At 36.6% G+C, this 15,723-nt stretch carries 15 protein-coding genes; 14 read left to right on the top strand and 1 reads right to left on the bottom strand.

From position 1 onward, the window contains the following. Positions 1-67 precede the first annotated feature (67 nt). The 9 genes from DF947_RS10255 to DF947_RS10215 all read left to right on the top strand — a co-directional run bounded on the left by DF947_RS10255 (position 68) and on the right by DF947_RS10215 (position 8,442). Entirely contained in the window at positions 68-397 is a 330-nt protein-coding gene (locus tag DF947_RS10255; protein WP_240615362.1) for a four helix bundle protein, read from the top strand. A gap of 44 nt (positions 398-441) precedes the next feature. Next, positions 442-1,419: an N-acetyl-gamma-glutamyl-phosphate reductase gene (gene argC, locus DF947_RS10250; RefSeq protein WP_109929594.1), complete on the top strand. Its 978-nt coding sequence runs from the start codon at positions 442-444 to the stop codon at positions 1,417-1,419. A gap of 25 nt (positions 1,420-1,444) precedes the next feature. Continuing rightward, entirely contained in the window at positions 1,445-1,813 is a 369-nt protein-coding gene (locus DF947_RS10245) for a four helix bundle protein (RefSeq protein WP_109929593.1), read from the top strand. Between the two features lie 30 nt (positions 1,814-1,843). Then, positions 1,844-2,974, top strand: coding sequence for an aspartate aminotransferase family protein (locus tag DF947_RS10240; RefSeq protein WP_109929592.1), 1,131 nt, complete (start codon positions 1,844-1,846; stop codon positions 2,972-2,974). Positions 2,975-3,167: 193 nt separating this feature from the next. Further along, positions 3,168-4,145 (top strand): Rossmann-fold NAD(P)-binding domain-containing protein, encoded by a 978-nt coding sequence (locus DF947_RS10235; RefSeq protein WP_109929591.1) that lies wholly within the window; start codon positions 3,168-3,170, stop codon positions 4,143-4,145. Positions 4,146-4,239: 94 nt separating this feature from the next. Continuing rightward, positions 4,240-5,328 (top strand): PDDEXK nuclease domain-containing protein, encoded by a 1,089-nt coding sequence (locus DF947_RS10230; protein ID WP_205940776.1) that lies wholly within the window; start codon positions 4,240-4,242, stop codon positions 5,326-5,328. After that, on the top strand, positions 5,318-6,112 hold the full coding sequence (argB, locus tag DF947_RS10225) for an acetylglutamate kinase (protein WP_109929590.1): 795 nt from the start codon (positions 5,318-5,320) through the stop codon (positions 6,110-6,112). Before DF947_RS10230 ends, argB begins: the two co-directional genes overlap by 11 nt. Positions 6,113-6,477: 365 nt before the next feature. Continuing rightward, a complete protein-coding gene (gene proC, locus DF947_RS10220) occupies positions 6,478-7,290 on the top strand; it encodes a pyrroline-5-carboxylate reductase (RefSeq protein WP_109929589.1) in 813 nt (270 codons plus the stop codon). 81 nt (positions 7,291-7,371) lie between these two features. Continuing rightward, on the top strand, positions 7,372-8,442 hold the full coding sequence (locus tag DF947_RS10215; protein WP_205940775.1) for a M20 family metallo-hydrolase: 1,071 nt from the start codon (positions 7,372-7,374) through the stop codon (positions 8,440-8,442). A 100-nt stretch (positions 8,443-8,542) separates the two neighbouring features. Here the strand turns inward: DF947_RS10215 and DF947_RS10210 are convergent, their stop codons facing one another. Next, the gene (locus tag DF947_RS10210) at positions 8,543-11,374 is read right to left on the bottom strand and encodes an alpha/beta hydrolase family protein (protein WP_109929588.1); all 2,832 of its coding nucleotides are present in this window, start codon (positions 11,372-11,374) and stop codon (positions 8,543-8,545) included. A gap of 188 nt (positions 11,375-11,562) precedes the next feature. Here DF947_RS10210 and argH point away from each other — a divergent pair, with 188 nt between their 5' ends. The 5 genes from argH (at position 11,563) to DF947_RS10185 (ending at position 15,661) form a co-directional block, all read left to right on the top strand. After that, entirely contained in the window at positions 11,563-12,894 is a 1,332-nt protein-coding gene (argH, locus tag DF947_RS10205) for an argininosuccinate lyase (protein ID WP_109929587.1), read from the top strand. A gap of 21 nt (positions 12,895-12,915) precedes the next feature. Continuing rightward, on the top strand, positions 12,916-13,104 hold the full coding sequence (locus DF947_RS10200) for a hypothetical protein (RefSeq protein WP_109929586.1): 189 nt from the start codon (positions 12,916-12,918) through the stop codon (positions 13,102-13,104). After that, a complete protein-coding gene (locus DF947_RS10195) occupies positions 13,104-13,436 on the top strand; it encodes a type II toxin-antitoxin system RelE/ParE family toxin (protein WP_109929585.1) in 333 nt (110 codons plus the stop codon). Before DF947_RS10200 ends, DF947_RS10195 begins: the two co-directional genes overlap by 1 nt. 29 nt (positions 13,437-13,465) lie before the next feature. Continuing rightward, positions 13,466-14,719, top strand: coding sequence for a pyridoxal phosphate-dependent aminotransferase (locus tag DF947_RS10190; RefSeq protein ID WP_109929584.1), 1,254 nt, complete (start codon positions 13,466-13,468; stop codon positions 14,717-14,719). 87 nt (positions 14,720-14,806) lie between these two features. Next, a complete protein-coding gene (locus DF947_RS10185; protein ID WP_109929583.1) occupies positions 14,807-15,661 on the top strand; it encodes a hypothetical protein in 855 nt (284 codons plus the stop codon). The last annotated feature ends 62 nt before the right edge of the window (positions 15,662-15,723 follow it).

Raw genomic sequence — 15,723 nt, 5'->3', positions numbered from 1 at the left:
GTGAAAAGTCTTAAGTGGAAAGTTTAAAGTAGAGCAGTGCCATGCAGAATTATAAAGATTTAATGGTTTGGCGAAAAAAGCACATGAATTTACATTAACAATTTATGCAGTTGTAGCTACTTTCCCTAAAGAAGAAACTTATAACTTAACAAGTCAGATTAAAAGATCCTCTTCTTCAATCGGAACTAACATTGCTGAAGTTTGTGGAAGATTTACACAAAAGGATTTTGCAAACTTTTTACAAATAGCTTTAGGCTCAAGCCTCGAATTAGAGTATCAATTATTATTAGCAAAAGACTTGAAATTTATTCAAGAAGAAAAATATTTAGAATTAGAAAAGGAAGTTGGAGAAATAAAAGCGATGTTAATTTCCTTAATTAAAAAGGTTAGAATTTAGCATTTGCTTTAGAACTTTATACTTTCAACTTTACACTTTTAACTATGATTAAAGCCGGAATAATTGGTGGCGCAGGATATACAGGTGGCGAAATGCTCCGTATTTTGGTTAACCACCCTAATGTTGAAATTGCTTTCGTAAATAGTACCAGTAATGCTGGCAATTTAATTTCTGATGTGCACACCGATTTAATTGGTGATACTGATTTGAGGTTTACAAATGAAATCCCTCAGGACATTGATGTGCTTTTCCTTTGCGTTGGGCATGGAGATGCCAAAAAGTTTTTAGAGGCAAACCCAATTGATGAGCATATTAAAATCATCGATTTATCTCAGGATTTTAGATTAAACCGTAATTCATCAATCAATAATCGTCAATTTATTTACGGACTGCCGGAGCTAAATCGTGACGCGATAAAGTCTGCAAAAAATATTGCAAATCCGGGCTGTTTTGCAACCTGTATTCAATTAGGTTTATTGCCATTGGCAAAAGCTGGATTAATCAAGAATGAAGTTCATATTAATGCAACAACTGGCTCTACTGGTGCCGGACAAAGTTTATCTACAACATCTCATTTTAGTTGGAGAAACAATAACTTGTCAATTTATAAAGCATTTGAACACCAACACTTAAATGAGATTGGAGAAAGTTTATTGCAATTGCAACCCACACTTTCAGATGCTTTGAGCTTTATTCCACAACGTGGAGATTTTACTCGAGGAATTTTAGCCGCAATGTATTTGGAAAGCGATTTAACTTTAGAGGAAGCACAAAAACTTTACGAAGATTACTATTTTGAACATCCTTTTACACACGTTAGCCGGAAAAATATCGATTTAAAACAGGTTGTGAATACCAATAAAGCGCTGGTTCATGTAGAAAAGCATGAAAATAAATTGTTCATCATCAGCATTATTGATAACCTATTAAAAGGCGCCAGCGGACAAGCGGTTCAGAATATGAACTTAATGTTTGGCTTGGACGAAAATAGTGGTTTGCGCTTGAAAGCGATAGGGTTCTAAGTTTTAAGTAATACGTTATAAGTGTATGCAAAATTTTAAAGATTTGAAAGTTTGGGAGAAGGGGCATCAGCTAACACTTGGTATTTATAAAGCTAGTGCTAACTTCCCAAAAGAGGAGATTTATAGTCTCACGAATCAATTACGGCGGGCATCGGCATCAATACCTGCTAACATTGCTGAAGGTTGTGGCAAAAAATCACAAGCAGACTTAGCAAATTTTTTAAATATTTCTTTAGGCTCAGCTAATGAAACTGAATATTTTTTGATTTTATCAAAAGATCTGAACTACCTGACTGAAGAACAATTCATAATTTTATCAAACAGTATCAATGAAGTTAAGGCAATGCTGATCAGTTTAATTGGAAAAGTTAGAACTAAGCATCCAAACCTATAACTTAAAACGTACAACTTATAACTCATTACCATGCAACTATTCGACGTATACCCGCTTAACAATATAGAAATTACCAAAGCATCCGGCAGCAATGTTTGGGATGCCAACGAACAAAAATATTTAGACTTATATGGTGGCCATGCTGTGATCTCAATCGGTCATACCAATCCACATTATGTAAATCGATTAACCGATCAATTAAACAAAGTTGGTTTTTACTCAAACTCGGTAAAAATTCCTTTACAGGTTCAATTGGCTGAAAAATTAGGACAGGTTTCTGGTAAAAGAGATTTCCAGTTGTTTTTGGTAAACTCTGGTGCAGAAGCAAACGAAAATGCTTTAAAATTGGCATCTTTTTACAATGGCAGAAAGAAAGTAATCGCTTTTTCGGGCGCATTTCATGGAAGAACCTCTTTAGCTGTTGCGGTTACTGATAATCCTAAAATTGTTGCGCCTGTTAATCAAACCGAAAATGTAATCTTCTTGCCTTTTAACAATGAAGTAGCTTTAGAAGAAACTTTCAAAGCGCAGGGCAATGAAATCTCTGCGGTAATTATCGAAGGCATTCAAGGTGTTGGCGGTATTAAAGAAGCTTCAAAAAGTTTCTTACAAAAAATACGTTCACTTTGTGATGAATATAATGCCGTTTACATTGCAGATTCCGTTCAGTGTGGTTACGGCAGAACAGGTTTGTTTTATTCGCATGATTATGCAGGCGTTGAAGCCGATGTTTATACCATGGCAAAAGGGATGGGCAATGGGTTTCCGGTGGCGGGAATCTCGATCGCACCAAAATTTAACCCTTGGCATGGCGAATTGGGTACTACTTTTGGCGGTAATCACTTGGCTTGTGCTGCGGCTTTAGCCGTTTTAGAAGTTATGGAAAAAGATAACTTGATGAAAAACGCTGAAGAAGTAGGCAATTACTTAATAGCGGAATTAAAGAAATTTGAGCAGGTAAAAGAAGTTCGCGGTCGCGGGTTGATGATTGGTATAGAACTGCCCGAAGAACTGGCACACGTTAAAAAAGAATTATTATTTAAACATTTTATCTTTACCGGAGAAGCAAAACCAAACGTAATTCGTTTGTTGCCAGCCTTGAATCTAACCAAAGCACATGCTGATGAATTTTTGGCTGCGTTTGGTAAGTTGGTGAAATAGCATAATACACTCGTCATTGCGAGGCACGAATCAATCTTAATGCGGTAACCACCCATAGTTGTTAGATTGCTTTGTGCCTAGCAATGATGGAAAAAATTGAAAAATTGAGGCAATGCTGATTTGTCTCTTGAAAAAAATTAGAAAATAGAACAGGAAAAGCTTTATACTTTCCACTTTTAACTTTCCGCTTAAAATGAAACTTTTCACTTCCGTACACGATGTGCCTAGCATCAAACAATTTGTAAAAGATGCGCTCGAATTAAAGGCGAATCCTTATGCGCACCAAAGTTTGGGCAAAAACAAAACTTTAGGTTTGGTTTTTATGAATCCTAGTTTACGTACCCGTTTAAGCACTCAAAAGGCCGCTTTAAATCTAGGTATGAATGTGATGGTAATGAATTTGGATAAAGAGGGCTGGGCTTTAGAAACTCAGGATGGTGTTGTGATGAATGGCTCAACTGTGGAGCACATTCGCGAAGCAGCTGCCGTTATGGGTCAATATTGCGATATTTTAGGATTACGTTCCTTCCCGAAATTAAATAACCGTGAGGAAGATTATAGCGAAGATTTCTTTAACAAGTTTGTAAAATATTGTGCAGTTCCCGTAGTCAGTTTAGAAAGTGCAACACGCCATCCGTTGCAAAGCTTTGCCGATATTATTACCATCCACGAAACTTGGACGAAAAAACCCGATGGCAAAAAACCAAAAGTAGTTCTGGCTTGGGCACCACATGTTAAGGCGTTGCCACAAGCTGTTCCAAATTCTTTTGCAGAATGGATGTGTAAAGCACAAGCAGAAGGCATGATTGATTTTACAATTGCGCAACCAGAAGGTTACGAACTTTCAGAAGATTTTACGCCCGGTGCTGATATTCAATATAATATTGAGGAGGCTTTGGCTGGTGCTGATTATGTTTATGTGAAAAACTGGAGCAGCTATAAAGAATACGGTAAAGTTTTAACCTATCCTGATGGCTGGATGATGAACAACGAGAAGTTGAAATTCACTAACGACGCAAAAGTAATGCACTGTTTGCCTGTGCGTCGCGATTTGGAACTTTCTTCTGAAATTTTGGATGGACCCAACTCATTGGTTATTCATGAGGCCGGAAACAGACTTTGGGCAGCGCAGGCCGTAATTAAGGCAATGTTGGAGGAAATGAATAAATAAAATCGTCATTGCGAGGCACGAAGCAATCTTTCAATAAAGCTTAGTTCGTGTCCAAATAAAATATTTGTGTAAGAATTAATAGTTAGTTTTATACATGACTAAACCAATTAAAAATATAAATACTGATTTTGAGCAAGTAATTTTGCTCATTACTGATGCCCGAAATAGGGTTTACAGTAAGGCAAATGCCGAATTGGTAATGTTGTATTTTAATATTGGAAAAATTGTTTCTGAAAAAGTTTTAGCAGGAAATTGGGGTGATGGAACTGTTAACGATCTGGCAGATTACATTACCGAAAATCAACCGCTTTTAAAAGGTTTCAATCGCCGTGGACTTTATAGAATGAAGCAGTTTTATGAAGTTTATAGTGACGTAAAATTACTTCAATTATTTAATGCCGAGCATAAGAATCTAATTGTGTCACCAGTGATGACACAATTGCAAGATACTGAAGAGCAGGTTATTAAATTTGTGTCAACAGTGTTGACACAAATACCATGGTCTTCTCATTTGCATATTTTATCTAAAACAAAAACCATTGAAGAAAAAATTTTTTATCTTCATAATTCGATTAAAGAAAGGCTTTCGGTAAGAGAATTCGAACGCCAATTAAACTCCGCTACCTTTGAGCGTACCATGCTCGGAAATAAGTTTAGTACAGCAATAACTTCAAAATTACCTGCAGGAATTTTTAAAGACCCTTATGTTTTTGAATTCTTGGCATTGCCAGAACTTCATTCTGAAAATGATTTGCAACAAGCATTGATTAAAAACCTTCAAAATTTTATTTTGGAAATGGGAAAAGGTTTTACTTATATGGGTAGCGAATACCGTTTGCAAGTTGGAAATAAAGATTATTATACAGATTTGCTATTTTACCACCGCGATTTGCAATGCATGGTTTTATTTGAGTTAAAGATTGAAGAATTTCAGCCTGAGTTTTTAGGTAAACTAAATTTTTATCTTGAAGCTTTAGATAGAGATGTAAAAAGACCGCATGAAAATCCAAGTATCGGTGTATTATTATGCAAGGGTAAAGATGAAGAAGTGGTAGAATATGCGCTATCTAGAAATGTTTCCCCTGCATTAATAGCCGATTATGAAACCAAGTTGATTGATAAAAAACTGCTTGCGGAAAAATTGAATCAGCTTTCAGAAATTTTTTATAAAAATGAACAATAAACAACTCACAATCATAAAAATCGGCGGAAACGTAATTGATAACTCAGCCAACCTACATCAATTTTTGTTAGATTTTACAGCCCTACCAGGCGATAAAATTTTGGTTCATGGCGGTGGTAAAATTGCAACCGAACTTGGCGAGAGCCTAGGCGTTGAAGCCAAAATGGTTGAGGGCAGGCGAATTACCGACATAGAAACCTTACGCATTGTAACCATGGTTTATGCTGGATTAATCAATAAAAATATGGTTGCCCAGTTACAGGCTACAGGCAGCAATGCAATTGGTTTAACAGGTGCCGATGGAAACATAATCAAAGCAAAAAAACGCCCTGTAAAGGAAATTGATTACGGTTTCGTGGGCGATCTTGATGAGCATTCCGTTTCTGCTGAAACTTTAGATAGTTTGTTAAAAGCAGGTTTGGTCCCGGTTTTATGCGCAATTACCCATGATGGAGATACACAACTATTAAATACCAATGCAGATACCATTGCGTCGTCTGTTGCGGTCGCCATGTCTCAATTATATGAAACGCGTTTGGTATATTGCTTTGAGAAAAAAGGTGTATTGAAAGATGTAAATGATGATGATTCTGTTGTTAGAGAAATTAAAACGAGTGAATTTGAAGCTTTGAAAGCCGATGGAACCGTACAGGGTGGAATGATTCCGAAATTGCACAATGCTTTTGAAGCAATAAAAAAAGGTGTTTCTGCAGTTTATATTGGCAAAGCCAATGAGCTTAATGAACTTGCAGGCGGAACTTTCGGAACGAAAATGAACCCCTAAATCCCCTAAAGGGGACTTGGCATAGAGCATAGGCTTATTACAAAATACAAAGTGCAAAGAAAAAGTATAGCTTGGTGTTCTTAGTCCCTTTATGGTAAAATAGTTTAGCGCTGGATGATTTTGCTTCGTTCTTAGCAATGACGAGAGTTATTTAAACCTGATAGAAACGGAAATACTTTTTATTGAGCAGAGCGAGAAAGATTGCCACGTCGTTTCTCCTCGCAATGACGACATGGGAGCACACGACAAGCTTAAAAAGATTGAAGTGAATAGCAGGACTGACATTAATAGTATTGCTGAAACTGCTTTTCAAATAAATATTAATTGATTAAAATCGGTGAAATCACCAAAATCTTTATAATCAAATGAATAAAAAAATAGCCATAATTGGTAGCGGAAATATCGGTTTATCTTTAGCCAAAGGATTGGTGAAAGCCGATTTTGCTCAGGCAGGCGACATCATACTTACCCGAAGAAATATTAATCATTTAAAGTCTTTCGCCGAGGCAGGATTTGTGGTGAGCAACAATAATAATCAGGCAGTATCGAATGCAGATGTGATAATTCTTGCTGTTTTGCCACAGCAGTTAAATGCGGTTTTGGATGAAATCAGCTCATCGATTGACTCTAAAAAACATTTGGTAATTTCGGTTATTTCTGGCGTAAGCTGCGTTGCGGTTCGGGAGAAGTTAGGCGATGATGTGGAAGTGATTCGCGTGATGCCAAATACGGCAATCGCGATTGGCCAATCGATGACTTGCCTAGCCAGCGATAATGCATCGGATGAAAATATTATCAGTGTGACCAAAATGTTTGAAACCGTAGGTTCGGTAGTGAAAATTAATGAAGATTTAATGACTTCGGCTACGGCACTTTGTGCGTGTGGAATAGCCTTCTTTTTAAGGGCGATTAGAGCCGCGTCACAAGGCGGAGTAGAAATAGGTTTCCATGCGGATGAAGCATTGAAAATGGCCGTTCAAACGGCAAAAGGAGCCGCCGATTTACTTTTATTACATGGCACACACCCAGAATCAGAAATAGATAAGGTAACTTCGCCGAAAGGTTGTACCATTGCTGGTTTAAACGAAATGGAACACAATGGCTTTAGTTCATCATTAATTAAAGGAATTAAACTTTCGGCCTTAAAAGCCGGGAATTTATATACTAAGGAGAGCTAAGAGCTGAAAGACAAGAGCAAATTAAAAAGTGGCAAGTTTAAGGCTAAATGTCTTGATACTTGATACTCAGTACTTGATACTATGTTGTTAGAAAATATACAAAAAGAGAGTTTAGATTTATTGCGCCAGTTGATTCGCATTCAGTCTTTTAGTAAAGAAGAAGATAGAACAGCGAATTTAATTGCGCAGTTTTTAGAAGAACGCGGCATTAAAACGCAACACAAAATGAATAATGTTTGGGCTTATAACAAGCACTTCGATGCGAGTAAACCTACAGTTTTATTGAATTCGCACCACGATACCGTTAAACCAAATTCGGGCTATACCCGCGATCCGTACGATGCCGCAATTGAGGGCGATAAATTGTTTGGCTTGGGCAGTAACGATGCGGGTGGCTGTTTGGTTTCGTTAATCGGAACGTTTTTATATTATTACGAACAGGAAAATTTAAAATATAACATTTGTTTGGCAGCAACTGCCGAAGAAGAAATTTCGGGTAATAATGGATTAGAATTGGTGTTGCCAGATTTAGGTGAATTAGAGTTTGGGATTGTAGGAGAACCAACTGAAATGCATTTAGCCATTGCAGAACGTGGTTTATTGGTTTTAGATTGTGTTTCTCATGGTAAAGCTGGCCATGCCGCTAGGGAAGAAGGCGAAAACGCAATTTATAAAGCTTTAAAAGATATCGAATGGTTTAGAACGTATCAGTTCCCAAAAGTATCAGAAGTTTTTGGTCCGTTGAAAATGACAGTTACCATTATTAATGCGGGCTCTCAACATAATGTGGTTCCGGCGAATTGTACTTTTACAGTAGATGTTCGGGTAACGGATGCCTATACAAACGAAGAGGTTTTAGAAATTATTCGAGCAAATGTCGATTGTGATGTTGCTCCCAGATCTATTCGTTTAAAACCATCATCAATTGATAAAAATCATCCTGTGGTTTTGGCTGGAGTTGCGCTCGGAAAAACAACTTATGGCTCTCCAACTACCTCCGATCAGGCTTTGTTAGATATTCCATCGGTAAAATGTGGTCCTGGTTTTTCTGGTCGCTCACACATGGCTGATGAATTTTTATATGTTCGGGAAGTGGCAGAAGGTGTAGAAGGTTATGTAAATATGTTAAAGCCAGTTATAAACGGAAAATAGATTAAAAGTAAACCACAAAAGAAACAAAAAATGACAAAATTGGGGTATAAAATTGCGTTCTTTGTTCCTTTTGTGGTCAACCAAGCGAGATGACTATAGCCTAGTTTTCTTCATCTTCATCAAAGGCTCTTGTTTCTAAGTGTTTTTCCATATCCAAACGGTTAACCCCTTTGCTCCACCATTCTGGTGCTGGTTTTCCTTTTAACATATAATCGAAATATTCCATCATCCGTACTGCGTAATCCTTACGATTGGGCAGTTTTGCAATTCCATGATTTTCACCTCGATAAGTTATCATCACCACGGGTTTATTCAATCTCCTTAAACCATTATAATATTCAATTCCTTGAGTAAAATCTACTGCACCATCTTTATCATTGTGCAACAGTAATAAAGGTGTTTGTACTTTTTTGATGTGGTATACTGGCGAGTTTCGGGCAAATGCATCCCAATTATCCCAGTAACCTGGCGTTAGTCTGCCTTGACTGGCTTCGAAAATCGCTTGGTTAGTACCACCGCTATTCCAATAGATTAAACTGTACATACTAATCATGTTGGTTAATGGTGCACCAGCTGCGGCCGCTTTAAAAATATTGGTTTGTGTAATTAAAAATGAAGTTTGATAACCTCCCCAAGAGTGACCATGAATGGCTACATTCTTTTCATCAACTATTCCAGTTGCAATTGCGGCTTTAACAGCAGGAACAACACAGGCAACTGCAGACATGCCCGGATCGTTCAATTTGTATTTAATATCTGGCATTAATACAGCATAACCGTTGCTTAAATACATGGCTTTATTAAATCCACCGCCAGGAAATGTGGGCATGGTATACGTATTCAAATCATCGGTTAATCTTTCGTAAATGTAAGTAATGGTTGGATAAGCTTTTCCGGGAACATAATTAGCCGGTAAATAAATTGCAGCTTGTAAGCTGTCGCCGTTTGCACTAACGTAATCAATTAATTTTACACCTGAAGTCCATGCATATTTGCTTTGGTCAGGTGTATTGGCTGTCACTTTTTTTGGCGCATTCAAATCACTCACCGTACTTACATAATAATCTGGAGCCTGTGCAAAATTGCTTTTTGTGTAGGTAAAAACTTTTCCCTGTTCAGCTTTTGCAAAATTGGAATACGCATTATCATCCATAAACAAAATGTTTATTTTTGATTTTCCAGCCGGTAGTAATCCAATACCGCTTTTTTTATCTTTAGTATTGAAAACACCAAAGTATTGATCTTTACTCAAATCGGCTCCTTTTTCGTTAACATCTGTACGGAACCTTATTGTAACTTCTACTTTTTTGCTTTTCCAGTTATCAGATAATGCGGTAACACTGCTTCCATCAGAAGAAATTTTCCAAAGATCGTAATTGTCTTTGATCATGGCATATTTAGAATCAGCAGACCAGCCTAAATTCTGAGTTGCAGGTTTTAACACATTATGGTCGTCCAGTTCATCAACAAAAGAAGCTTTTATTTTTCCTGTTAAATTGGCTGTTTTTCCGGTTTCTAAATTAATTCTGTAAAATACTCCATCTACATAATAGCTCGCTAAAGTTCCATTTGGTGCCACCACCAATCTGCCACCGTTTGTGGCATACATTTTTTCGAAAAGCAATTTCTTGGCAAATGTTTTCAAGTTAATTAAATAAACATCTACATAACTTTGTCCATCTAAATTGCCCATTAATTCATACTTGGAGTTATCGTAACCGATAGCATATAAACTTTTAGGGTTAACGTTTACCGATCTCATGTTACTATCTGCAAGCTGAAAAAACTTTTTATCGGCTATGCGATAAGCGCTTAGATAGCTGAAGTTTTTATCTCTTGTTTCCTGTGTTTGCTGAGCAGATTGTAATCTTTTATCCTGCCAGTTCCAGATAATCATATCGGGTTTTTCGATGTCATCTTTTTTAACTTCGGGTTTAGCTTTTGCTAAAGAATCAGTTTTTTTCTCTTCTTTCTTTTCTTCTTTTTTGGTTAAGGTATTAATTCCGATAAATAAAATGCTTTGATCATCCGACCAAAATGGGGTTGCATTAGTATTAATTCCCATGTTTTTTGGAAAAATTGAATCGTCAATTCCATTGTAAACAACCTTATTTGTTAAGTCGCCATTAATTTTATTGAAGCCGAGCATGCTGTACACTTCATCTTTGTATTTATCATTTTTATTCGCCTTAAGTAAGGCAAATGCAGTTCCTTCTTCATTCCAACCTAGCTTTTGGTAAACAGCCTGATCATTATCTAAAGCCGTTGTAACACCAGTTTTCATATCCCGAATAAAAATGCCATTTCCGTTTTGCCCGGCAGCATCAATAATATAAGCCAGTTGAGTTCCTGCTTTATTAAAGGCAAATTCTGAAACATTTCCAATATTATAGCTTTTTTTGGTGATCAAGTTATATAGCAGCACATCGGTACCTTTTGGCGCATCTTTTTCTTTCGATGCATTTTCTGCAGGCGCAAATTGGATGGCAATCCACGTAGGAGATTTTTCTGAGAAGTTAAAGCTCTTAACCTTCTCAAAAGTGGTTTGTTTATTATCGCCTAGGGAAACCAAAAGCAATTTGTCATAAACAGGCTTATTGGTTTTTTTGGCTAGCTTGGCGTCAGCATCTTTAAGCGCAACTTTAAAAGCCGCAAATTTCGAATCATCAGAAAATGAAATTGTGTTCGCAATAGCCCCAATGGGGTAAGTTCGAGATAACGTATCATTCGTTTTTCTGATGGTCATTTTTAAATCGCCCTCAACAGGTCCGCTTGCTAAAGCGATCCATTCTCCATTTGGCGAGAGTGTTGCATTTCTATTGAAGTTCCATTTGGAGACGTCTTTCCAGCTTAAAGCCGGCTTTTCTTGAGCTTGCAGATTCTGTAGAAATAGCAAGAAGAAAACAGTTGAAAATAGTTTGAGAGATTTCATAATAGGGTCTTAGTTTCTACTAAAATAATGTTTTAAAGGAAGAATAATTAGATCCTTTGAAAAAATGATTTCAATAAGGCGTAAAAGTCTTTTGATGAGCTAATCTCATTGCCAATTCTAATCTATTTATTGTATTTTTGCGGTTATTTAAATAGCCTTTGTTTGGGCATAAAAACAGCAAATCAAAAATGAAAATCTGGCAGAAAAATATAGATGTGAACCAATTTGTAGAAACATTTACCGTTGGTAAAGACCGCGAATTGGATTTGCAAATGGCGAAATTTGATGTATTGGGCTCTTTGGCACATACTCAAATGCTAGAAACCATCAATTTATTAACTGCAGAAGAATTGAAAACCGTTCAACAGGAGCTTAAAAATATCTATGCTGAAATCGAAGCCGGAAATTTTACGATAGAAAACAGTGTTGAAGATGTACACTCGCAGGTAGAATGGTTATTAACTCAGCGAATTGGCGAAGCAGGTAAGAAAATCCACAGTGGGCGTTCGCGTAACGATCAGGTTTTGGTTGATTTGAAATTATTTTTCAGAGCATGTATTCAAGACATGGTCGAACAAACTTCAACTTTGTTTAATCTACTAATTAAATTGAGCAATACGCATAGAGATAAATTGATGCCAGGTTATACGCATTTGCAAATTGCAATGCCATCATCTTTCGGTTTGTGGTTTGGTGCCTATGCAGAAAGTCTTGCCGATGATATGGAACTGATGCTTGCTGCCTGGAAAATTACCAATAAAAATCCATTGGGTTCCGCAGCGGGTTATGGCTCATCTTTTCCGTTAAACAGAACTTTAACAACAAAATTATTGGGCTTTGAAAGCTTAAACTACAATGTTGTTTATGCCCAAATGGGTCGTGGAAAAACGGAAAGAATTTTAGCACAAGCCATGAGTGCCGTTGCGGCAACTTTAGCCAAAATGGCAATGGATGTTTGTTTGTTCATTAATCAGAATTTTGGTTTTATTAGTTTTCCTGCCGAATTAACCACAGGTTCTAGTATAATGCCACATAAGAAAAACCCTGATGTTTTTGAGTTGATTCGCTCACGATGCAATAAAATTCAGGCTTTGCCGAATGAAATTGCCATGATGATTACCAATCTGCCATCAGGCTACCACCGCGACTTGCAGTTATTGAAAGAAAATCTTTTTCCTGCAATCACCTCATTAAATGAATGTTTGGAAATCGCAACTTTTATGTTTCAGAACATTACGATTAAGGATGATATTTTAAAGGATAAAAAATACGATTATTTATTTAGCGTAGAAGTGGTTAACGATTTGGCTTTGCAAGGTGTTCCGTTTAGAGAAGCATATAAAATTGTTGGCGAACAAATAGAAAATGGTACTTTTGCCCCATCAGGCCAAATACATCATACACACGAAGGAAGCATTGGCAACCTTTGCAACGAGGAAATTTCTGCATCAATGCAAGCTGTTTTAGCTCAGTTTGGTTTCGAAAAAGTGAACAAAGCAATAGAAGAATTGGTTAAATAAAATTTTGCTAATTTTGTAATTATGACAACTTTAACAATTGAAATTAAGGATAAGGATGCTGGATTCGTCAAGGAATTCCTTAGCAAAATAGGTGCTAAAGTTAAAGCTGAACCAACCAGTCAAATTACTTCAGAAATTGCTCAGGCTTTGAAAGAAATTAAAGAAATGCAACAAGGTAAGCGCAAGCCATTGAGTTTAAATGATATTTAATGGTTAACAGCATCATTTATTCTTCTGTCTTTATCAAGAAAGCCAAAATTTATAAAAAGAAATATCTTTCCTTAGTTGAAGACCTTCACGAATTAGAAGAAAAACTTCTTGAGAATCCAGAACAAGGGAATGATTTGGGATCAGGGCTTTTTAAAATTAGATTAGCCATTAAAAGTAAAGGAAAAGGCAAAAGTGGTGTGTTTAGAATTATTACCTATTTAGTTTCAAATACCGTCGAAGGAACTATTATCAATATGTTGACGCTTTATGATAAATCTGAAGAAAGCAGCATAGATAAGAAAGAACTTCAAAAAATAATAAAAGGACTTTAATTGCTGATTTCAGCATTCAATTTACATATATGAAAGTTTCAGTATTAGCCAGCGCATTAGTTGGCTCAGAAATTATAAAAATCGGTAACGAGGTTAACGAAATGAAACGCAAAGGCGCATCAATCGCTAACTTAACCATCGGTGATTTCGATTCGAATATCTACCCCATTCCAACCGAATTAAAAGCTGGAATTGTAGATGCTTACAATGCAAATCAAACCAACTATCCACCTGCAGACGGCGTTTTACAATTGAGAGAAACTGTTTCTGAATTATTGAAAGATAGATTTGGGCTAGAATATAATACCAATAGTATTTTGGTTTCTGGTGGTTCTCGTCCGTTAATTTACGCTACATTTTTAGCGTTGATAGATCCGGGTGATACCGTTGTTTTCCCGGCACCATCTTGGAATAACAATCATTATTGCCATTTAACTTCTGCAAATGCAATAGCTGTAGAAACGGATGCAGCTCATAATTTTATGCCAACGGCTGCGCAGTTGAAACCGCATTTAAAAGGCGCAACTTTATTGGCTTTGTGTTCTCCACTAAACCCAACAGGAACCATGTTTGATGCAGATTCTTTAACTGAAATCTGCGATGTAATTTTAGAAGAAAATGCATCTCGCAGTGCAAACGAAAAGCCTTTGTACTTAATGTACGATCAGATTTATTCTCTTTTGACTTTCGGTAAGGAGCATGTAAACCCAGTATCATTGCGTCCTGCGATGCGAGAGTTTACTGTTTTTGTAGATGGAAGTTCGAAGTGTTTGGCGGCTACTGGAGTTCGTGTAGGCTGGGGTTTTGGTCCAGAAGATATCGTAAACAGAATGAAAGCATTGGTTGGCCACATGGGCGCTTGGGCACCAAAAGCTGAACAGGTTGCTATGTCGAATTACTTCAATGATAAAGCACAGGTTGATACTTTCTTAAATGGTTTTAAAGGTCAGATACAAGATAGCTTAAATGCCCTTTACAATGGGTTTAACGAATTAAAAGGTGAAGGTTTTAATGTTGATGCCGTTGAGCCAATGGGTGCAATTTACTTAACCATTAAAATTGATTATATCGGGAAAACTACACCAGATGGTCAACTTTTAAAAGACAGTGCAGATGTAAATTTTTATCTTATTAAAGAAGCTGGGGCTGCTTTGGTTCCTTTTTCAGCTTTTGGAAACAAACATAGTATGCCATGGTTTAGGGCTTCTGTTGGAGCTTGTACCTTACAGGATATTAAAGACATGTTGCCAAGAATTAAAACAGCATTGAGTAAGTTAAAATAATTTTATTTCTTCCGAAAGTTTTAATATTCTTCGGAAGAAATCTCAATCATTCCTAGTATTAAACAAGAAATTAAAATCCAATACTATATGAATGATCTTTACTACAAACCATCTGGCACAGTGCCCATCGCAGGAATTATTACAGCTGTTGTAATCAGCCTAATAACATCAATTGGTTTAACCATTGCCTATATTGCTTTACAATGGTTTATCCCTTTTATTTATTTTAACTTTTTTATAACCTTTGGTTTAGGTTTCTGTATTCCCTTGGGCGTAAACTTAGGCTTAGGCATAGGAAAAGTACGCAGTCCGAAAACGGCAACAATATTGGCAACCATCTGCGCACTATTTGTTTTTTATGCGCAATGGGTATTGTTTATCTCACTTATGTATAATGCCTCGGGCAGTATGGGTGGTGGCACATGGGTTCGTTCCTCGTTTAATCTTGATGGATTTCTCTATGCTTTTTCACACCCAGAAATTATATTTAAGGCCATACTCGAGCTAAATGAAGTAGGTACAATCTCTATTAAACACAATATTATTTCTGGTGGGTTTTTATGGTTTATATGGGTGATTGAAGCCGTTTTAATCATTTTTATTCCAATGCTAATGGCCAGTTCGGGCAAAGCATCCCAACCTTTTTCTGAGCAAAACAACAAGTGGATGAAAAAACGCGATTTAGATGGTAAAATCAAATTCGTAGAAAATAAAGGGGAACTGGAACGCGAATTAAGTAGCGGAAATTTTAAAATTTTAAAAGAACATTTAACCGAAGTTGGTGATGCTTACGCAACTGTAAGTATTCATGAATCACCCGGCGACCAAAAACGATATTTAACAGTTACCAATATCTCACATACTGTAAATTCTAAAGGCGAAACCAAGAAAAACGATAAAGTGATTATAGAACATTTTTTGATTACGGATTTGAGCTTTTAATTGTTTTGAAAAGCTCAATTGTGCTAATTTACTATTATAGTTTTGTAATGATATTAGATTAA

Origin of the sequence: Pedobacter paludis (assembly GCF_003173575.1) — a bacterium.
Lineage (GTDB): Bacteria > Bacteroidota > Bacteroidia > Sphingobacteriales > Sphingobacteriaceae > Pedobacter > Pedobacter paludis.
The sequence above is the reverse complement of the archived record's forward strand: the minus strand, read 5'-3'. Positions and strand labels throughout refer to the sequence as shown.